This window comes from Vibrio sp. 10N.261.54.E10, assembly GCF_002877735.2.
Taxonomy (GTDB): domain Bacteria; phylum Pseudomonadota; class Gammaproteobacteria; order Enterobacterales; family Vibrionaceae; genus Vibrio; species Vibrio crassostreae_C.
This window is the reverse complement of record NZ_MCXE02000004.1, coordinates 22,455-41,790: the sequence shown is the minus strand read 5'-3', so window position 1 is coordinate 41,790 and position 19,336 is coordinate 22,455. Positions and strand designations below refer to the sequence as shown.

Genomic DNA, 19,336 nt, shown 5'->3' with positions numbered 1-19,336 from the left:
TTAGGGGTTTATTGAAGGTTTTTTGCTTGCCTGAACTTGGGAAGAGGCGAGGATTAATTTCAGTTCATCCTTTTTTGTTAAACAGATTTGGCTTGATTGATTATTAAGGTTCACGTTAACAACTTCAAGTTCGTATCGAAAATAGAAATAACTGATTAGTAGGACCGCGAGGGTTGTTGAAGATAAGCCGATGAAAGTCCATTGGTATAATTTTAGATGATTGGTTGCTTTTTTGAGAGGACACGAAAACTTAGAGTGACGTGGTAACTTTATATCTCTCGGCGGGTCTAGTGAGGTTTCAAATTCAGGAATATGAATCTTGTAACCTTTTCTTGGGATGTTGACGATTTTGATGCTATCAAGGTCTAGAACTTTTCTTAGGTTAGTTATCGCGACTGGTAAAGAGTTAGGCCCGATGATATCTGGGCTCCCCCAAGCGGCAATAATTAACTCTTCTTTGGTTGAAATGAGTTGTTCTTTCTTAATCAGAGTTTCAAGGATACAGCTTTCAGGTAGGGTAATTGAAAATGACTTTTGATTGCTAAGCATCAATTGAGCCCCTGATTCATCCCTGTGTAATATACAATTACCTATAGGTAATTGTAGGTTTTCGAGATGCGCTTTTAACATAGTGTTTCTCCATATTTCTAGAGAGCGATGGTTAAGACAGTTAGTTTTTCTAGTGCTTTATATAATGGCTCATTTTTTGAATACTATTTACAAAATTTTGAATAAATTTGAAGTTAAACGAAATATTAGTTAAGGCGTTTTGTTTCATATGAAGCTAAAGGTCAGCTCTTTTCCTCCTTTGTCGTTTAGGTAAAACTGCATCCAACGCCAGTCCTTCTCCTTACAGGCCTTAAAAGTGCAGTGGATATTTTTTCCTTTAACAATATCGTTATCGCAGAAATCTATAAATGATTGAAAAGAGCGGCAGATCAGTGTTTCCATATTAGTAGTCCTTTTGAAAATTTATTCATATACACATCTCTAATTTATCTGTGTAGATGAATAAATTTTAATAAAAAATGATTATTAATAATTTTAGATTACCCATTTGGCAATGGCTAAAATTTAGGCCATTCCTCATAGGATTTTTTTGATAATTTATAAATAAATTATCAAAAAAATCATCTATTTATAGTGATATTTTAGTTTTTTAAAACTGGAGTTTTGGAGGGTTAAACAACAATAAATTTTTGACTAATACTCTCATTCTTCCTGTTTTATATAGTTGCTTCTTCTCTGTCTACGAGATCCCTTGAGCCTGTTATTTTGCTTTTATTCCTCAATTCGTTACGAAAGAATCGGAACTCTTAATCGAGCTGCAGCTATTCATTTTTTGGTGTACTTACTAATCTAATGTTTAGTAGTACAGATTTCATTGCGTTTTGGGGGCGTCTAGCTTGAACTTGGGTCACTAAAAAATAAAATAGGTTAGCTTATGGTCTTTGATGGTCGGCGGAATATTGATTGTTCTAGGGGGTGTAGTGGTCAAAAGTACAGGACACTGGCTGAAGGGCCATTAACTGGTGACAACCCATCATTTTCTTGAGGGCGTTGCCGATTGTAAGGACTCATCAGGTAATAGCCGTTGTCTTTCTTGTCCTGAGCTTGTTCCAGGTAGCTTGTTTCTGGTACCCACTCGGCTTTCAAGCTTCTAAATAACCTTCTATGGGAGTGTTTTCCCAACAATTACCACGAAGGCTCATGCTTTGAGTTGTCCTGGCATCCTTGATATTAATAGAACATCATGTTCTTCGCCGCCCCCGTTTCTTCTAAGCCAGCCCTAAAGTTTTAGATGCTAATTCAGCATTGGACTTATCTGATAAAGGCCAGCCCACAACGCGTCGACTAAATAGGTCAAGCACTACTGCTAAGTAGGCCCACTTCGAACCAGACCTAAGATAAGTAATATCGCCGCACCAAACACTATTTGGAGTACGGATTTTTCTCGTTCTAATCGGTTAATATGGGCTTCTAACTCTTGGATTTTCTTTTACTCAGACGTGAGGGCTTTGGTCGTTGGAGTAACCCCACCTTGCTCAATTTTGAGTTATTCGACCCAGTGTCGTAAAGCTGTTTCACGTATTCCATAGAGCTAGCTGCTTCAGGGATGGAGTCCCCTTGGTCAAGAACCAAGCTTGCAGCATATATTTTTGAATTCAGTAGAAAATGTACGTCTTTGTCGTTTTGCCATTGAACCCCTCATTTATGAGGTCCGGGATCAGGATGCCAACTACAGGAGAGAGCCTTTTGGACGTGAGAAGAATTAAGCCTTATCATTATTTATTAATAATAAATTAATGGTCTTTATATTTGGCTAAGATAATAATTCGATTGTTAGGTTCACCTAGAATCAAACACTCTGCACTTAGCCAATTTTTGGGTTATAAGGATGAAGTTACCCTAGGTCAAATAGAATAAGGAAGGAAGTTTCCCAAGCCAACTTGTTCTTGATGGTTTAGTCGCTTGTAGTCATCCTATTTTTTCGATTTGGCGATAGAGGGAGGTGACAAACAAGTGGTTAATTAAAATGATGGAGGTACTTCATCGGCGGGGGGGGGGTTAGAGTTTGACGAGGCCAAACTCATTGTAGGGCTTAGTTTTTACTGATTTGGAGACCATTTTCTTTGCATCATCAGTGAGTATTCTATCTTTAGTCTTCCATTATCCTTTCCGCAAGTGCGTTCTGATAAGAGTCATAATTGTATTTGTAACTCTCTAATTTCATGTTGGATATGTGTCAACCTTATTTAGGACGGGTTAGGTGAAAGATAAAGGCTCTAATTTGAGAGAAATACAAATATAATAATAATTCAGAAAAGGCAGAACACATGATGTCCAACATTAGTTTACAAGGCTTAGACAAACTAGATCGTAAAATTCTATCGAATCTACTCTCCAATGGGCGAGAATCGATTGCTAACCTTTCTCGCAACATCGGCTTGTCGCGAACAGCAGTCGCTGAACGTATCAACAGACTTGAAAAAACCGGTATTATCAAAGGGTATACGGCACAAATAAGAGTAGAAAATGACGGGAGAAAAGCGGCAAGTTATTTGCTGATTTCTTGTGAAAAAGGTAAGAAAAATGATGTAAGTAATGCGTTAAAAGAACTACCTGAAGTCAGACTTACAAGCATTGTTGGTGGTACCTACGACATTATTTCTTTGATTGAAGCACCTGACCTGCAATCAATACACCATTTATGTAATGAGATAGAGTCGTTCAATGGCATTCGCTCTCTCAATACAACAGTAGTGCTACACCAACCAATCAGTCGTTAAAAAGAAAGCCGCTCTTATGAGTAATGCCGATCAGTTAAAGCCAAAGTGATCGGTTGAACGATCCTCCAGAGCTGTCAAAATCCAAGTGTATTTAATGCACTTGGATTTTTTTATGGATGTTTCTCAAGCTCTAAACATAATTAATGATTGGAAACCTAGCAACATTGAAACTTTGTCTGACTTGCTTCCAATTGAACTCATCGACGAGTCTTATTCTCTTACTGATACCGTCACGATGAGAAAGAGAAAGTTAACTCTAGAATCCATGGTGTGGCTGCTTGTTGGAATGGCCATCTATAACAATAAGTCCATGAAAGATTTAGTTAACCAACTTGATATTGTACGACCGTACAGGTAAAGCTTTTGTCGCACCAAGTGCGTTGACTCAACGTCGAAAGACGTTGGGTGAAGACGCAATAAAAGCGGTCTTTGAGCGAATGACTACGTCATGGTTGAAAAGCGCACAGTTACCCTAGTGGAATGGGTTAACGCTTCTTGGTGTCGATGGCGTTGTTTGGCGAACGCCCGATAACCCGCAAAATGAAAATGCATTTTCTCGACAAAAAGGGACGCAATATCCGCAAGTGAGAATGGTCTGCCAAATGGAACTAAGCAGTCACATTATTACGGCCAGTGCATTTGATAATTACAATACAAACGAAATGATATTAGCTGAAAAACTAATAAAAACAACACCAAACCATAGCGTAACAATTTTCGATAAGGGGTTCTATTCTTTAGGTTTATTACATAAATGGCAAGACTCTGGCTCAGAGCGCCATTGGCTTATCCCCCTCAAGAAAAATACACAATATGACATTGTTCAATCTTTAGGGCGAAATGACAAACTTGTTCAATTACACAGTAATCCAAGAGCTAGAAAGCTATGGCCTGATTTACCAAAGTCGATAACCGCTCGACTTGTCACTCGTAAAATTAAAGGAAAAGACTACCAAGTATTAACCTCCATGACGGACTCCCTGCGTTACCCATCAAAAGATATTGCAGGCCTTTATGAGCATCGTTGGGAAATAGAGCTGGGCTACCGAGAGCAAAAACAATACATGCTTGGAAACCGTCTTACGCTGCGAAGTCGTTTACCAGAGCTGGTCAAGCAGGAGTTATGGGGCATCTTGCTTACTTACAATTTAATCCGATATCAGATGGTCGAGCTCTGCTTCAATTTAAAGGGAAATTACCTTCCTTATCAACTGAGTTTTAACGGCACATTAGCTCATGTATCGGCGTTATTTGTAGGCTTACCTTACTCAACACCAGGAGCAATACCTCGTCAGTTAAAGGGGTTTCACAACATGGCTGAAAGCTTAATACTTGAAGGGCGAAGGGAAAGAACATTCCCTAGAACAGTTAAGCCTAGACCACAGCCGGTATGCTAAGAACAAAAATGCCGTTCACTCACAAGTGAACGGCATTACCTAATTTGAGAGCCTTTATCTTTTTATAAAGTTGATTGGTGGTGTTTACCTAACACTGATTGGATAGCTTTATCGAGTTCAGCTTGGACATCCTTTGATAAGCGACCAAATTCATACGAAAAGTTTCGACCTTTAACACGCTTACGAGCAAACATACCTTTACTGTCGAACTCTGCTAGAGGAGTAATGACAGCTTTGTCTAATTCTTGCTTGGCTTCAACGATCTTTAACTCAACTTTAATGTAAGCAATCAGAGCGTCTTTAGCGTCTTCTTGGCTCTGCTCAGCCTGAGCGTTGACAGCATTATCGGCTATTTTTTTAATGAAGCTGCTCAAGGCTTTCTTGTCATCGGCGAACGCTTTCATCACCTTAGCCAAGAGGGAGTAATCAGCATGAGACAAGTCGTTAACGACAGGGAATAGGGCAATCAGCTTACTGTCAATACTGGCTGCTTTCAGCGCTCGACCTACCGCTTGACGGCTAATATTTAAGATTTTTGCCGCATCTTCTTGAGTTAGCTCACCGTTCTTCATCAGAGTTTGACATTGCAAACCAATTTCACGCTGGTTGTGCTCTTTGGCGGTTTGCAGCTGCTTAGCCAGCGCTTTGGCATCGGTGGTAGAAAGCTCGTTTTGAGTGACTAGAATTCGGAATGTTTTTACACGACCTTCTTGAAATAAAAACCAAGCACGACGGCGAGAGCCATCAAGAATATCAATGCGACCATTAATTTCTCGGCCAACGGCTGGATAGAACTGCTGAAACTCTAACGAGTTCAAATCTTCCAATGATTCTTTGGTTAACAGAGACTGGTCACGACCATTAACATCAAAGGTCACAAATGAGTTCTGCTTAACTTGTTCGTGTGACAGTGTAACTTCATTGAAAGTGGCAGTTGAACCAGAAGCTAATTGCCAAACCATTTTCTGGCCAACAGACTCTAATCCAAACTTAGTTCTAAGGTAGTCTTCAGCGTTTTGCCCGCTTTTCTCTAGCTCGGTGCTGAGTTGACTTGTTAGAGTGTCTAAATTTGCTTTGGCCGCTGATTGCTGCGCTTGAGCTGAACCAGGAGCATTGCCTAAAGGGCTCCCGCCACGTTTCTTCGCCATTATTTGTTCTCCTGTTCACGCCAAACGTTCAGAATATCGCGCAAGATCTGACTTGTAACTTCATAGCTGTTTTGTTGCGCGCTTTGGAAAGTTGCTTTGCTTTTCGGGTATTCACTTTTCGACATATCAAACACCGTCGAGAGTAGGGAAGATGACTGACGAACGGCCTCACTATGCTTAAACTCTTTTGAGTACAAGTAAGGAGAGAAGTTGTCGTACAGGTTGTTCATTAATTCGGTAGTGGTTGAGCTATCACGATGGTTAGTCAGTAAGATCTTCATGAAGTCGTAGCCTTCATGGTTGGCGTTCTCTAACAGGGCCCACACCTGAGGAATGTAGCTGAAGTAAGAGCAGGTAGCATCAATGTCGTTTTCGGTAATCGACAATGGGAAGACCACATTCGTTGCGGCAAAATACGCATTGAAGGTTGCATAACCTAGTGAAGGAGGGGTGTCGATAATAATGATATCAAACTCATCTTTTACACTATCGATGATGTCTTTAAGTAGTGAATAAGGTGAATTTAAGGTTTGACTGAATACTTGCTCATGAAACCAGCCTTCCATCGCTCGGTCACTTTGCGCGGCAGGCAAAATGCGCAGGTTTGGAATGGTAGTTTCAAGAAAGGCTTCAGAGATGACTTGATCAACGGTTTCGCCTTCATCGAGGTCGAACGTTTTCATCATCAAGTCACCAACAGACAAGTTACCTTCTTGCTCGGCTTCGGGCGCGTAGTACATCGATAGCGTGGCTTGGCCATCCATATCGATTAGACCAACACGATACTCTTGATGAAACTCGGTCGCTAAACCTGATGCGATAGTCGCGGCAGAAACGGTTTTACCAACACCGCCTTTTTGGTTCTGGATAACCATCACTTGCGCCTTTTGCTGCTCACTGCGTATGAACTTAGCGTCTTTACGTAGATTATCTGGTAGTAAGTTACGTACCTTGTACATTTCCGCGATATCGATCGACCATTGTGAGTCTTCATGACGACGGGGATCTATCGCAGCGGCGGTAACATACCGATCAAGCGTTTTTGCATCAATGCCAAGGTAGGCCGAGGCTTCTGCTCGGGTAAAGTTACGCAGCTCTTTGCGATGATTGGCCAGTAAACGTTGATTACGACGCTGAATGTAAGCGTCTGCACCGATTTTAAGCGCTTGAAATGTGTTTGTAGTGTTTTGATTATCCATTTCTGCCTCCGGGTAGGGATAAGAAATAGTATATACCTCAATTTTTGATGTTGGTATAAAAAATTGAGGTGTTTTCGATTTTAAATAAATGATTGTGACAGGTTGATAAAGGAGAGCGCTTAAATTACCTATTAATTACGAGTATTCATTTTTCAAATCCCTCTTAATAACTCCTGACTAACAATGAAAGTTGAGCTGAGTCGTACAACTTCGATGAAAAAAAAAGGAAGTTATTGATATGATTGAGAATGTAGCATTTACGAAAAAGACTAAGCGTTTTTGGCTAACGCTTGTGGGATCGGTTGTGTTTGTTACGCCAACGTTGATTCATGCGGCTGAAGACCAGGATTTAAAGGGAGCTGTGGATTATTATGTTTTTGGTTTAACGTCCAGTGAGAGCTTGCCGAACAAAGACAGCAGTGCGGCAGCTGGTATTGCACGGATTACATTGAATTGGCGAGCTTACCAAAAAGAGAGTGATACCGGAGCTTTGCAGCTGAGGGTTGATCATAAGCACGGTTATACAGAGAGTACGCCCTCTGAATTTGTCATGGAGAATGTCGGAGGGTTTGGTGTAATCCAACCAGCTTTTAGTGATATAGGTTTAAGGTTAACGAATCTTTATTGGACACAAACCTTTAATAAACAATCTACTGATATGATGGTTGGTTTTTTAGATGCAACTGATTATGTTGATACTTATCAGTTGGGTAACCCTTACTATGGTTTTTCTAACTTACAGTTTAGTACCGGTTCCGGTTCTATCCCAATCCCAGATGAATCAACATTCGGCGGCGTTCTACGCCATATGATGTCGGAAAACTATTATTTTTATGCAAGTTTCTCTGATGCAAAAGCTGATTCGACTAAGCCTTTCGATGGTGTTGAACAGTTCATCAATGATAATCAATATTTTAAGTCCCTAGAAATAGGTTGGGTGGAGTCGAAAGACGATTTTTATTTGAAGAATTCACACCTAACAGTTTGGCACAGTGATGGAAAAGAGAAAGCTAGCGAAAACTATGGCGCAAATTGGTCGTCCATATATAAAACCGGCTCATGGATACCATTTTTCAGAGCCGGTGTCGCGCAAGGACCTGAGGCTCTATACAAATCTTCGGTCGTGTTTGGTACTGGGTATGAGGCAGGACCTGGCATGCTAGGCATCGCCTTGGGTTGGGCTAAGCCCAACTCTGCTAATGTAGCTGATGACTCTTACAACTCTGAAATCTATTACCGAATGAACTGGGGTGCGCTCTCGTTAACTCCTAATGTTCAATATCTTTATTCTTTACCGAAGAACTCAGAAGCTGATGACAGTTGGATTATTGGTTTAAGAGGTAATCTTCACTTTAGTTTCTAGTCTCTCAAAGCTCTCCCGAGCTTGAAATTCGGAAGAGCTTTTCTTCAATATTGCCCTTATAAATAAATTAATTATTAATAATTAATTTATAAAAAATGCAAAAGTTATTTATTTTTATTTGAGTAGTTAATGACATTGTGGAAATCATGATTGCCAGTAAAAAAAGAAGAGAAGGCGATTTCTCTCGAGATAAAATTCAGCAAAAATACAATGTGCTTGAAGGCGCTCGACAAAGAATTTGCTATCTTTTCGACAACTTTAACCATTTCTATGTTTCCTTCTCTGGAGGGAAAGACTCTGGCGTCCTTTTAAATCTGACTATTCAAGAAGCGAAAAAGCGTGGTCGATTACCTGTCGATGTACTCATCGTGGACTTTGAAGCTCAGTATCATGAAACTCATGCCTTCATTGAGCGCATGGTACTGGACGGAGAAATTAACCCCTATTGGGTTTGTTTACCGCTCAGCTTAAGGAATTCAATCTCACAGTTTCAGCCTAAATGGCTTTGTTGGGATCCTGCTAAAGAAGCGCAATGGGTCAGGGACCGACCACCGCATAAAGGCGTGATTTCAAACCCGGATGTATTCCCTTTTTTCCAAAACGGGATGGAGTTTGAAGACTTTGTTTTTAAGTTTGCTCATTGGTACCAAAAGGAAAGGGGTGAGCCAATCGCTGTGTTAATCGGTATACGTGCTGATGAATCTTTACATCGCTTCAATACCATTAAAAATAGGTCCAAAAAAAAATTTTCAGATAAATATTGGACGACTAAAATGCAGCCAAATGTGTATATGGCTTATCCCTTATACGATTGGAAAACTAAAGATATTTGGGTTGCGAATTACCGCTTTAGTTGGGATTACAACCGTATTTACGACTTAATGCATAAGGCCGGCGTCCCTCTTTCACAGCAGCGGCTTTGCCAACCTTTTGGCGATGAGCAAAGAAAAGGGCTGTGGCTATATCAAATATTAGAACCTGATACCTGGCAAAAATTAGTTGCCAGAGTAGAAGGATGTAACTTTGGTGCTCGATACTCAAAAAGTCAGGGGCGTATCCTTGGTTATTATCGCTTTGAATTACCACCGGGGCTTAGCTACCGGCAATACAGTAAATACCTTCTGAAAACCATGCCGCCACATGTAGAAAAACATTACCGAGACCGAATTTTTAAGTTCTTACAGTGGTGGCGTAAAAACGGTCCTCAAAAAGGAGTGACCTGCATCCCTGATTACGCAGAGAGTAAATTGGAATCTAGGAAGCAAGTTCCTAGTTGGAGAAGAATTTGTAAAGTACTGATTAAAAATGACTATTGGTGCCGAGGACTCTCTTTTGGGTACAACAAGTCCTTAGCAAAACAATACCATGCCCTCTATGGAGAAGAAGAGTGATACGAATGGAAAGTGAACCTACTCTAGCTTATCAGCATCGCACCAAGAAGCCGTTGAAATCTATCAATAACACGGACAAACAAGTCATTGATAAGGTCGCAATTTACAATAAAGCAGCCAAAGTACTCATCGAGCTTATTCCTGATTTACCGCCAGCTTGTCATGTTGAAATGATCCCACTTGATGAAATAGAAGCTAATCAATACAACCCAAATAAAATGGCGCCTCCAGAAAGCAAACTCCTAAAAACGTCGATGGAGAAAAATGGTTTAACTATGCCTATTTTGGTTAATCGTTTGAATGCTTCGGTCAAAAAATACGTTGTCATCGATGGGTTTCATCGTTATCAATTATTATTGAACCACCCAGATCTGCAAACCCTAACGGGGTACATCCCCGCGGTGGTCCTTAATTTGCCTGAAGAAAATTGCATATCGACTTCTGTTCGCCATAACCTGGCGCGTGGCTCACACCAAGTTGAACTGATTGCAGATCTGATTATTCAACTCAAAGAGATGGGATGGGCAAATCATAAAATTTGTTACGAATTGGGAATGGATAAAGATGAAGTTCTACGATTACAACAAGTCACAGGCCTCGCTGCTGCCTTTAAAGATCAAGAATTTTCACAGTCCTGGGAGTAATTGATTTTTTAGCAATCACGCCGTAAACCCTCGCCAGCTCTGAGGGCGGGGAGATAAGGCGAAAGTGCGATAGCACTTTAAGATAGACAGCCCGAAGCAGTTGATATAAGACTGTTCATGAATACAGTTAAGGATTTTGAGTGTTAAGAGCAACTAAGGCACGCATTTACCCAACGTAAGAGCAATCTGAGTTTTTAATAGCTCAGTTTGGCGTTGTGCGTTTTGCGAACCACAAAGCTCTACATTTAAAGTCGCATATGTACCGCAAGCTTCCGAAAATGAAACCTGTAGAGGCGAACATTCACCGTGAAATTGTAGGTAAAGTTAAAAGTATTACTGTCAGATTGAGTAAAACAGGTAAGTTCTACGCATCTATCCTTGTTGATGATGGAGTGGAAGCGCCTAGTTTGCTTCATACAGTGAGTAAGGTGACAGGTATTGATCTTGGTCTGTCTCACTTTACTATTGAATCGAACGGCAGAAAGACAGCTAACCCCAGATTTATAAAGCGTGCTGAGAAGAACCTCAGACGTAAGCAGAAGTAGTTATCTCGTAAAGCTAGATTGCTATTAGCTAAATGCGATGAAAAAGTCGCTAACGCTCGCGCTGATTTTCAACACAAACTCTCTCGAACTCTCGTAGACAAAAACCACGCTGACCCCCCAAAAGATAGACGTTATTCTGTTAAGTGTAAGTGGTCAACATTTCGGACACTGATTTAAGCCTATTTTCGGCATTTACTGGCGACAGCCCATGAGTTGCGTGCTGAGGCCGAGGCCGATTGTAGTAACTCATCAAGTAATAGCTCATATCTTTCCTTGCCTGAAATTGTGGCATCAGGCTTATCTGATAAAGACCATTCCACAACGCGTCGGCTTAAGTAGGTCTACTTCGAACCAGACCCAATCTAAGTAAGATCATCGCGTCTAGCCTCTCCAATTTTGCATGTTTATATCGATGCGAACCTGGCTGATTACTCATTAACCAGCTTCACGCATTCTCTGACGAACCTTAAATCCCCCCGATTTTGACACCTTCCCATGAGTGTCGCAGTTATTATCTGAAATCGGGGGTTAACTAGGTAGAAATATTAGGCTAATTTAGAATTTAATTAATATGTCATTCCTAAAATTAAGTTCTAGATTCTAGGTTCTAGCGCTTTTTTGTGCCTCCTAGCTTGTAAGGGGAGCAGTCTAAAAGAGCAATTGAACTAACGAAAGAAAGGTATTTATTTATGTCTAGTATGAAACAGGTAAGGAGCACAACCCCGCCTTCAATGATTGGAGGAGCCTGTATTGTCGCTTGTATTTGCGTCGGCGCTGGTATGCTTGGACTTCCCGCTGCAGGGGCTGGGGTCTGGACCATCGGTGCTTTAATGGCTTTGCTCTTCACTATGCTCATTATGACAACCAGTGGTTGTCTGTTACTCGAAGTTTTAAAAGATTATCCATACAGGTCGTCTTTTTCTTCCATCACAAAAGATTTGTTAGGAAAAGAGGTTAATTTTTTTAATAACTTAATGATCTACTTTGTGGGAGGGATTTTACTGTACGCTTACATCACTTCATCTGGACTGATCATTAAGGAGTACTTTGGCCTTTCCCCTAAACTAGCTTCTATCCTTTTTGTGCTTATCTTTTCTGGACTAGTTTGGCATTCAACAAAAACAGTTGACCGCATTTCCATGGTGTTGATGCTATTTATGATTATCAGCTTTATTTTTGGGACTGCTGGCCTTTGGTTTAATGTTAATCTTGTTACTTTGTTGGATACTGCTCACTTAAAGTTTGAGTATGCGCAATACGTATGGGGGTTTTTCCCTATTGCTTTAACTTCATTTGGATACCAGCACAGCGTCTCCACTCTGCGAGACTACTACCTTGATGAAAGGCTCGCACAAAGGGCGATTGTAGGCGGAACGCTCATGGCGTTCTTTATCTACACCATTTGGCTATTAAGTATCTATGGTAATTTACCAAGAATTAGCTTCGGCCCTATAATTGCAGAAGGTGGAAATATAGACATCTTACTCATCAGCTTAAAAGCAGTGTTGGCTGAAGAAACCCTATCAAATGTCATTAGTGCTTTTTCAGCGGCGGCCATTTTGTCGAGTTTTATTGGGGTAGGGTTGGGTGTGTTTGATTTTTTGGCCGATCTTTTTCAATTTGATGCTACCTCCAAAGGAAGAACCAAGACCTGGGCGGTTACATTTATTCCGCCTCTTATTTTTTCTCTTCTTTTTCCTTTTGGTTTTCTTAGCGCAATTGGTTATGCAGCGTCTGCCGCTGCGATTTGGGCATGTATCGTACCGGCATTGTTAGTAAGGAAATCGAGACTACAAAGACCAGCGTTTAACAACCTTGAAGAGAGTGAAGAAGATCAGAAAAAATCGAAGGCTTACCAAGTGCCTGGAGGAGAGTTGGTGTTGGTTGGTGTGTTTATCTACGGTGTGAGCATCATCGTTATCAACGTACTAGTCCTGTTCGAAGCGCTGCCCGTTTTTGACGGCGTCTAGCCTTATTAATTTTAAAATTACCCATCCAAAAGATTCAAATCACGGTCAAGGACGAGCAACCCGAGCGCTGAGGGGCGTGGTTATTTGCCGATCGAGCCCTATTAGGACGGTTTTAAAATAAACTCTAGCGGCAAAATCTTGGGTTCCGAGTAAATTTAAATAAAGTAAGCATGAACAAGAAGGATTAGTGATGAAAGTGAGTGTCTATATCGATCAAGTGTTGTTCAAACAAGCACTCAGAGCCGCCAAAAGCTCTGGACTGACCCCGTCCCAAACCATTGCCCATTGGGCGGCAATGGGTCAATTCATGGAAACCAAATCCCTCGGATCGCTGAGGCTCATACAGAGTGGCCCTAGAAAGAAGTAAATTTCCAGCGTTTTCATCGCTCTGGCGAAACCTTGGAGCCCCAGTAAACATCGTTAATAAAGACATTGAAAAGCCGAGCCAGCCCTCGGCCTTTCGATAGCGTTGCCGACGGAACTTGAATGTTCCGTACACAGATGGCCAGAGAAGAATGGCTCTTATGGATGTTTGAAATTCTTGAGAACCAAGTGATAGACAGAAACTCTGAAGCGCCGGCGGATTGCGTGGTGATTTCTGGCGCAATTTTACTCGACGTCCAAAAGAAATGAAGCGTTGGGAAGTATGAATAGAACTCCCCATGCTCCTTGGTGAGCGCAGTTAATTCGGGGACGGTTAGCTTTGCTAAATCCTTGCAATAACGGTCATATTGTCTACCAACACTGTCATTTTTCTCGCACCATCTTGTTGTCGAAAATTTGCATAATGTCCGTCCATCGGGGCATTCTACTCTAGCGCTTGAATGCTTTTTGCGTAAGACCGCACCACATTATATTTCATCTCATTAACGGTATAATTGAGTTTTTTAAAATCCAAACTTGGGGAAGAACTAAAATACTTACCGTTTGTGTCGCCAAGTTAAGCCTTCTATCACTTTAAGCAATCGCTTTTCGTATTGTTCCGCTCCGTCTCATTAAGTGAGCAACACATTTTCAGCGGTGGTGTTCGTGATAGTTAATAACGGGCTGATGAGCCTCTGGGCCTCAACAGAAAACGTCACTTTGCCTTGTTTTATAACGATAATTTTTCCCGTCTCAGCCGTATAGCCGTGGGGTCGTTCATTAAGGTAAACTGATCACGGTCGAGTACTTCAAGAGCGTCTTGAGACGTTTTTAGTTCAACGGTTAGTTCAGCTGAACTAAAGATGCACACCTTTAGCTTGGTAAAAAACACGGCAAGGATTAACCACGAATTCACGAGAATTGAGGTGTTTAAGATCAGGAGGAAGACGCCCAGACTCGGGAAATTAGCTGAGGCGTTCGACTCTTTCGAAGATGTTTTGAACGAGTTGTTTGGCAGCGAGCAGGTTTTCAAGGGCAATGTATTCCGCGAATTATTGAGAGTCGATAACGCGGGCTCACTCCAAATCCCTTCAGCCATTTTGACATTTTTCCTTGCTTCATCAGGACCCAGTGCTTTGCCTTTGAGATTGCGAGTTCACCGCCAGCAAGCCCTTCGAGAATAGCCAAACGGTTTTGCATAAACTGGTGTCCACATCAACCAGATACGTAGAGGGGGTCCCATGTTCGGTGAACAGCACTGGCTAGGTCTGTGAGGGTTTTGGTCGCTTGACGCTTAAGGGAAGTAACAAGCTCGACTTTCATGAGAAGGACTCCAACAGAAGACTCAAGTGATACTATTGAATCACTTGAGTCTAGTAAGTTTAGTGGAGAGAAATGCAAAGCGTTGGGAGTTACACTAAACAGTTTGTTATGCCTTTAATTGATAGGTCGCCTTTGAGGTGTATTCTGCCACACCTAAAATGCTAAAAACCCCGCCTATTGTTGTAAAATTGCACGCCCCTTCTTTTGCACAAGCAGAGAGGTTTTTATTAAACCAAGCTCTCGTAAAATAACCCGATTCTTTTAAATGTACGTAAGCGAACTGGAATTCAGAGAGAGTCACTCCTTTTTCATAGAAAGACGCTTTTTTAGAATGAGAGGGAATACGATAGATTAACGCCTCTTCACCTCTTCGTATGCCGAGACCTTTGATTACAAAGTCAGTTTTCATTTCTGGTTTTTGAATAACTCGACCTACTTCTTTAGCCAGTTCTCGGATGACCTTTTCCATTTTTCCTCCTGAGGTATAGATGGCCTTGTTAGGTGTCTTATTTTCGATGTTTTAGTAGTTCTACAACATGCTCTTTAATTTTGCTATCGCAAGGAAGTTGAGCACAGTACCTTCTTGAAACCAATAGAAGGTACTATCTAAGTTTGATTTTAAGGAATCAATTTGCTCAGTAGTTAAGCGTACCAAATATGCTCTCATTCGGATTTTTCGCGCTGTTGATGACAATTACGACATAGGCACCCTGGAGCTAAAAAATTACGAAACGTTAACGGCTAAGGTGCGACAGCAACGGCCTCTATCTCAATCATGGCATTGAGAGGGAGTTTTGACACTTCGATACAGGTTCTTGCGGGAAAATAATTGGCACCATGTTTAATGAAAAAATCATTATAAATTTCATTCACAATTGAAAAGCTCACCATATCGGTAAGATAAACGGTTGTTTTCACTACGTCTGACACATCAGTATTCGCATGTAGCAAAATGGCTCTCATGTTCTCTAGGCATTGAGTCGTTTGTTTTTCAAGGCAGGATTTAACCATCAAGCCTGATTGTGAGTGAAGCGGTAGCTGTCCGGAAGTGAAAATTAGCCCTCCAGAAATCACCCCTTGAGAGTATGGGCCAATAGCTTTAGGGGCTGACTGAGTTTCAATTATTTTTCGCATATTATTTAACCATAGGTTTTTGATGAATCAACAAAGCTATAGGATTGGGTAAAAAAACACTTATTATTTAACTATAATTAAAAATGAGATTTGAAGGGAACGGAGAAGCTAGGCAAGACAATTGCTTGCTTAGACCACTCACTAACTTTTAAATATCCTTTCTTACTCCCTCTTGGCAGCACTGTTTTCATTGTGAAAATCGCGTAGTGTTCATTTCACTTTTATGATGGAGGAGAAAAGTGGCTGACAACCAAAGCACGCTAAAACTCAACCAAGTGAATTTAAAATAAAGGCGTAAAGTAGACCGCCCCGTATAAACCTTACCTCTCCTTAAACCCTCTACGCTGATAATCAATAAATAGTGAAAAAATCACTAGATACCCCACTTGCAACGCAATAATACTAATATCAACCGCCTCCCAAGGGTTAAAGTGAAGCTGAGTGCTTAAATAATAGACAAGATCATAAAGTAAAATAAACAGGTTATGGCAAGCATGAATGACAATGACTACTCCTAGGCGGCGATATCGCTCAAAGACCCAACATAGAAACGCCCCAGACATAAATGCGTCCAGCGCCCACTGGTGTATTGAAGCAAATATTAAGCTTGAGAGTAATGCGGCGTTAGTAACCCCAAAAATGGACCTGAAAATAACAAACAACAAATAACGAAACAGGAGCTCCTCTATCACGGGAGAAATGAGCACACCGTCTAGAGCGCTTCGCAACACACTCGACCAATCAATTACTCCATCAGAGGCCGAAAATAAAGGGGTAAAATTGTAGGATTGGGCCTGCCAAGATCCCGGGGAAAACCAATCAAAAATAATATATTGAAGATAATTTGATACGGAATTTAATGAAATCACCCCAATCAATATCAACGCGCCTTCACCCCATGTACATACGTTTCTGGGCCAAGAGGTTAAGTACTGCTTCCAATGCTTATCTCGCCGAGCACTAACAAATAGCACGAAAAAAGCGATAACAGGTAGAAAATAGTAGGCGAAAGCAGAGTAGAGTGCTCGATCCAAAGTCGGATTTAATGCCCACTCTCGGGTAATGCTCAGGTAGTAATCAAGCAGGACATAACTTGGAAAGAAATAGCCTATGTAAACCACCACCACAGCTGAAATCATTAACCGCATCGTAAACTCCAAAAAATTAATAACCATAAGGCAGTTTTTACCGCTTTTATCATGTTGGTCGTTTAAGCTCACTTCGCGAACGTGCTGCGCTGGTAAGGCTCACTATAACGAGCCCTTTGCAAGAGAGGTGCACTCTATCAAGCGAATCTGGGAGCTAGCTTTTAATCCCACGGCCTAGGGTTACCCCCCAAAATTTTCCAACCTTATGAAGAGTAATTAATAATTTCATAGTTAAATTCCCCCTCTATTTAACTGGAGAGCGAAACCAATGTTTTAGGTTTTAAAGGAGTTATCTTCCCAAATAAATTGAATGGAATGTTAGAGTTTTTTCTATGGTTTAATTATTTAATTATAGGTAATTAAATAAAAATTTAATTTTTTGAATCGGTCATTGAAGCAGCCCAATTCATGGATGTGGGTAAGTCTACGTGGGTTCGCCAACTAAAAGCAAAACGCCAGGAAAAACTCCGAAAGTCTCACTTAGGACGCCTGAACATTTAGGTTGGCTCATTTGTCCGGATTATACTTGTATCAGCCTCAGAGCAAAGCAAGTCGAGGTCTCATGCAAGACAAAAACGTGCGTAGAGATAAGTGCTCCCGATCTTACTCAAACAAATACGGGGAGCTGGAGGCGGTGCTTATGACGCGAGATTGCGCCGCTTTCTTGGAACGTGGTCACCCTAGAGCTATTGATTCTAGTTGCTATGAAGACTGGGATGAAAAAAGGGGCGAGGTTGGGAAGACATCAAAACTATACAAAGAACCCCCTACTTTAGTCGGTGGTTTAGGGCTAGAATCACAAGCGCGAGGGTTCAACCGTGAAGGGTCTGAGACGCAGGGGGCGTAAAACTCGTTGTCTGGCATACTGGTTCCTTCGCTGCCATTTTTGAGTCTTACACTCAAACCAGGACCTCGATTCGTCCCTGACCAGTAATTTATCCTGAGCGCCTAGACTCGCACGATAAACATATTACCGTATGTATTAAATAACCCTTTTAACTCCTTTTTTTTGTAAAACCAATATTTTCTCCGCCGAGGCTATTTAGGAATATTTTTGATGGTGAGTTGATAAACATCTTCCTACTCCCAGTATCGAAGCTCTCAAGACATGAAGATCCAGTAACTCTACATGTGAACACATTCACGTCGATTGTGTGAGTGGTGATGCCTCCATCTTCAGCTGTCGTGACTGTCGTGCTGCCAACCGCAACCCCTGACAACCAGCCAGTAGGTGTCATCGTTGCCGTGCTCAGCTCATTCGACGTCCACGTCAAGGAATCGCTTACATCGTATGAAGTGTTATCGCTGTATGTTGCCGTCGCCATTAATGACCTTCCACAACGGAATTTATGAGGGGGTGACCGCAAGCGAGGTGAGGACCGCAGCGGTAAGCAATGGCTCTTCGGGAGCGAGAACTATTGCTGATCTGGTGATAAATCAAGGCGTAGCTCTGAGCCGTTATCTAGCAACAAAGCTAATGAAAACGCTTGGTTCGATTAGCTGTCAATTACCGAGACATCAGTATAGGAAAGCCTAAAGGGGCTACATTCCACAGCGAGCAAGATAGTCACTAGATGAGTAGAAAATATCGTCAGTTACTGTGGCGTTTTCAGATAAAACAAAGTTTATCTCGACGAGGAAATTGCTGGGAGAATGCTCCAATGGAACGTTTCTTTAGAAGCTTAAAGACGGAGTGGATCCCAACAGTAGGTTATCGTAGCTTTTCTGAGGCTCAACAATAAATTATCCAATACATCATTGGCTATTACAGCCAATTGAGGCCACATCACTATAATGGTGGCCTCACACCTAATGAATCAGAGAGATTGTCTTGGGTACCCTCTAAAACCGTGGCCAATTTCAGTTGACCACTACACATAGCAAAAAATTATAAGCAACCTACTTTTGTAGGTTTGATACTAGGATGAATAACTGTCCCATTAGTATGGGCTAGAGACACTGGTTCAGTTTCTAGAACTGTGCACTTAGGTCCTAAGCGCTTATATATTTTAGGATGCATCTGAGAGAGAATCGAGGTAAAACTTTTATAGTCAGGACTTTCTAAATGCACCGCGCGACAAGTTCCAATAGGAAAGTACGTATGTATTGCCTCAGGGGCTAAAGCCGAATCCTCATAGATGTCACTTAGCTTTACTTTTACCGGGTTCAACTCACATCCCTCAAACGTCCCATTTTTCTTGTACCTATAGTCACTAGGCTTCTCTGTTAAAGGATTAAAAGTATGGCCATAGTAAGAGTCTGTACAATTTCCTCCAATATACTTGTTGTCCTTGTCATAAAGACATAAGCGCGTACGCATGATTAAGCTGTTGTAGCAAGACGGGACTCTAAGATTTCTTACGGTGGTTTTCTTGCCTATTGGTATGAAACCACCTCTGGACCCCTGACAAGTTGCGCTCG

General features: G+C 41.4%; 12 protein-coding genes and 7 pseudogenes. 9 read left to right on the top strand and 10 right to left on the bottom strand.

The annotated features are described in order from the left end of the window. From BCU07_RS22590 to BCU07_RS22580, 3 genes and pseudogenes are all read right to left on the bottom strand, one after another. Positions 1 to 630 (bottom strand): winged helix-turn-helix domain-containing protein, encoded by a 630-nt coding sequence (locus BCU07_RS22590; protein ID WP_016800058.1) that lies wholly within the window; start codon positions 628 to 630, stop codon positions 1 to 3. A gap of 144 nt (positions 631 to 774) precedes the next feature. Next, positions 775 to 951, bottom strand: a complete 177-nt coding sequence (locus BCU07_RS22585) for a hypothetical protein (RefSeq protein ID WP_016800056.1) — start codon at positions 949 to 951, stop codon at positions 775 to 777. A 543-nt stretch (positions 952 to 1,494) separates the two neighbouring features. Then, positions 1,495 to 2,200 (bottom strand): annotated as a pseudogene (locus tag BCU07_RS22580) (DDE-type integrase/transposase/recombinase). A gap of 637 nt (positions 2,201 to 2,837) precedes the next feature. On the opposite strand from BCU07_RS22580, the gene BCU07_RS22575 reads away from it, so the two are divergent. Both BCU07_RS22575 and BCU07_RS22570 read left to right on the top strand, forming a co-directional pair. Continuing rightward, positions 2,838 to 3,290, top strand: coding sequence for an Lrp/AsnC family transcriptional regulator (locus BCU07_RS22575; protein WP_017062578.1), 453 nt, complete (start codon positions 2,838 to 2,840; stop codon positions 3,288 to 3,290). A 112-nt stretch (positions 3,291 to 3,402) separates the two neighbouring features. Further along, a pseudogene (locus tag BCU07_RS22570) lies at positions 3,403 to 4,730 on the top strand (IS4 family transposase). Positions 4,731 to 4,749: 19 nt separating this feature from the next. Here BCU07_RS22570 and BCU07_RS22565 read toward each other — a convergent pair. Continuing rightward, complete coding sequence (locus tag BCU07_RS22565; protein WP_017102337.1) at positions 4,750 to 5,835, bottom strand: ParB family protein; 1,086 nt, start codon at positions 5,833 to 5,835, stop codon at positions 4,750 to 4,752. After that, positions 5,835 to 7,034: a ParA family protein gene (locus BCU07_RS22560; RefSeq protein ID WP_016800054.1), complete on the bottom strand. Its 1,200-nt coding sequence runs from the start codon at positions 7,032 to 7,034 to the stop codon at positions 5,835 to 5,837. Before BCU07_RS22560 ends, BCU07_RS22565 begins: the two co-directional genes overlap by 1 nt. 238 nt (positions 7,035 to 7,272) lie before the next feature. Here BCU07_RS22560 and BCU07_RS22555 point away from each other — a divergent pair, with 238 nt between their 5' ends. From BCU07_RS22555 to BCU07_RS22535, 5 genes and pseudogenes are all read left to right on the top strand, one after another. Continuing rightward, complete coding sequence (locus tag BCU07_RS22555; protein ID WP_017102338.1) at positions 7,273 to 8,397, top strand: carbohydrate porin; 1,125 nt, start codon at positions 7,273 to 7,275, stop codon at positions 8,395 to 8,397. A 146-nt stretch (positions 8,398 to 8,543) separates the two neighbouring features. Continuing rightward, complete coding sequence (locus tag BCU07_RS22550) at positions 8,544 to 9,788, top strand: DUF3440 domain-containing protein (RefSeq protein WP_102428347.1); 1,245 nt, start codon at positions 8,544 to 8,546, stop codon at positions 9,786 to 9,788. Positions 9,789 to 9,793: 5 nt separating this feature from the next. After that, on the top strand, positions 9,794 to 10,432 hold the full coding sequence (locus tag BCU07_RS22545) for an IbrB-like domain-containing protein (RefSeq protein WP_016800051.1): 639 nt from the start codon (positions 9,794 to 9,796) through the stop codon (positions 10,430 to 10,432). Between the two features lie 257 nt (positions 10,433 to 10,689). Continuing rightward, positions 10,690 to 11,088: pseudogene (locus BCU07_RS22540) on the top strand (RNA-guided endonuclease InsQ/TnpB family protein); the annotation flags it as partial. 578 nt (positions 11,089 to 11,666) lie between these two features. After that, complete coding sequence (locus BCU07_RS22535) at positions 11,667 to 12,947, top strand: aromatic amino acid transporter (RefSeq protein WP_029222809.1); 1,281 nt, start codon at positions 11,667 to 11,669, stop codon at positions 12,945 to 12,947. A 1,232-nt stretch (positions 12,948 to 14,179) separates the two neighbouring features. On the opposite strand, the pseudogene BCU07_RS22530 reads toward BCU07_RS22535, so the two are convergent. The 5 genes and pseudogenes from BCU07_RS22530 to BCU07_RS22510 all read right to left on the bottom strand — a co-directional run. After that, positions 14,180 to 14,409, bottom strand: a pseudogene (locus tag BCU07_RS22530) (type II toxin-antitoxin system RelE/ParE family toxin); the annotation flags it as partial. Next, positions 14,400 to 14,633, bottom strand: a pseudogene (locus BCU07_RS22525) (prevent-host-death family protein); the annotation flags it as partial. The pseudogenes BCU07_RS22530 and BCU07_RS22525, both read right to left, overlap by 10 nt. Before the next feature lie 106 nt (positions 14,634 to 14,739). After that, positions 14,740 to 15,102 (bottom strand): hypothetical protein, encoded by a 363-nt coding sequence (locus BCU07_RS22520; RefSeq protein ID WP_016800046.1) that lies wholly within the window; start codon positions 15,100 to 15,102, stop codon positions 14,740 to 14,742. 272 nt (positions 15,103 to 15,374) lie between these two features. Then, on the bottom strand, positions 15,375 to 15,767 hold the full coding sequence (locus BCU07_RS22515; protein WP_016800045.1) for a Rid family detoxifying hydrolase: 393 nt from the start codon (positions 15,765 to 15,767) through the stop codon (positions 15,375 to 15,377). 320 nt (positions 15,768 to 16,087) lie between these two features. After that, the gene (locus BCU07_RS22510; RefSeq protein ID WP_016800044.1) at positions 16,088 to 16,915 is read right to left on the bottom strand and encodes a CPBP family intramembrane glutamic endopeptidase; all 828 of its coding nucleotides are present in this window, start codon (positions 16,913 to 16,915) and stop codon (positions 16,088 to 16,090) included. A 384-nt stretch (positions 16,916 to 17,299) separates the two neighbouring features. Between BCU07_RS22510 and BCU07_RS22505 the strand changes: the two are divergent. Next, positions 17,300 to 17,415, top strand: a pseudogene (locus tag BCU07_RS22505) (IS3 family transposase); the annotation flags it as partial. 884 nt (positions 17,416 to 18,299) lie between these two features. Further along, positions 18,300 to 18,783 (top strand): annotated as a pseudogene (locus BCU07_RS22500) (integrase core domain-containing protein); the annotation flags it as partial. Positions 18,784 to 19,336 lie beyond the last annotated feature (553 nt).

What these genes read in the sequence shown, in the direction of transcription:
- BCU07_RS22590 (WP_016800058.1), bottom strand. Translation starts at nt 630, where the DNA reads ATGTTAAAAGCGCATCTCGAAAACCTACAATTACCTATAGGTAATTGT.
- BCU07_RS22585 (WP_016800056.1), bottom strand. Translation starts at nt 951, where the DNA reads ATGGAAACACTGATCTGCCGCTCTTTTCAATCATTTATAGATTTCTGC.
- BCU07_RS22575 (WP_017062578.1), top strand. Translation starts at nt 2,838, where the DNA reads ATGATGTCCAACATTAGTTTACAAGGCTTAGACAAACTAGATCGTAAA.
- BCU07_RS22565 (WP_017102337.1), bottom strand. Translation starts at nt 5,835, where the DNA reads ATGGCGAAGAAACGTGGCGGGAGCCCTTTAGGCAATGCTCCTGGTTCA.
- BCU07_RS22560 (WP_016800054.1), bottom strand. Translation starts at nt 7,034, where the DNA reads ATGGATAATCAAAACACTACAAACACATTTCAAGCGCTTAAAATCGGT.
- BCU07_RS22555 (WP_017102338.1), top strand. Translation starts at nt 7,273, where the DNA reads ATGATTGAGAATGTAGCATTTACGAAAAAGACTAAGCGTTTTTGGCTA.
- BCU07_RS22550 (WP_102428347.1), top strand. Translation starts at nt 8,544, where the DNA reads ATGATTGCCAGTAAAAAAAGAAGAGAAGGCGATTTCTCTCGAGATAAA.
- BCU07_RS22545 (WP_016800051.1), top strand. Translation starts at nt 9,794, where the DNA reads ATGGAAAGTGAACCTACTCTAGCTTATCAGCATCGCACCAAGAAGCCG.
- BCU07_RS22535 (WP_029222809.1), top strand. Translation starts at nt 11,667, where the DNA reads ATGTCTAGTATGAAACAGGTAAGGAGCACAACCCCGCCTTCAATGATT.
- BCU07_RS22520 (WP_016800046.1), bottom strand. Translation starts at nt 15,102, where the DNA reads ATGGAAAAGGTCATCCGAGAACTGGCTAAAGAAGTAGGTCGAGTTATT.
- BCU07_RS22515 (WP_016800045.1), bottom strand. Translation starts at nt 15,767, where the DNA reads ATGCGAAAAATAATTGAAACTCAGTCAGCCCCTAAAGCTATTGGCCCA.
- BCU07_RS22510 (WP_016800044.1), bottom strand. Translation starts at nt 16,915, where the DNA reads ATGCGGTTAATGATTTCAGCTGTGGTGGTGGTTTACATAGGCTATTTC.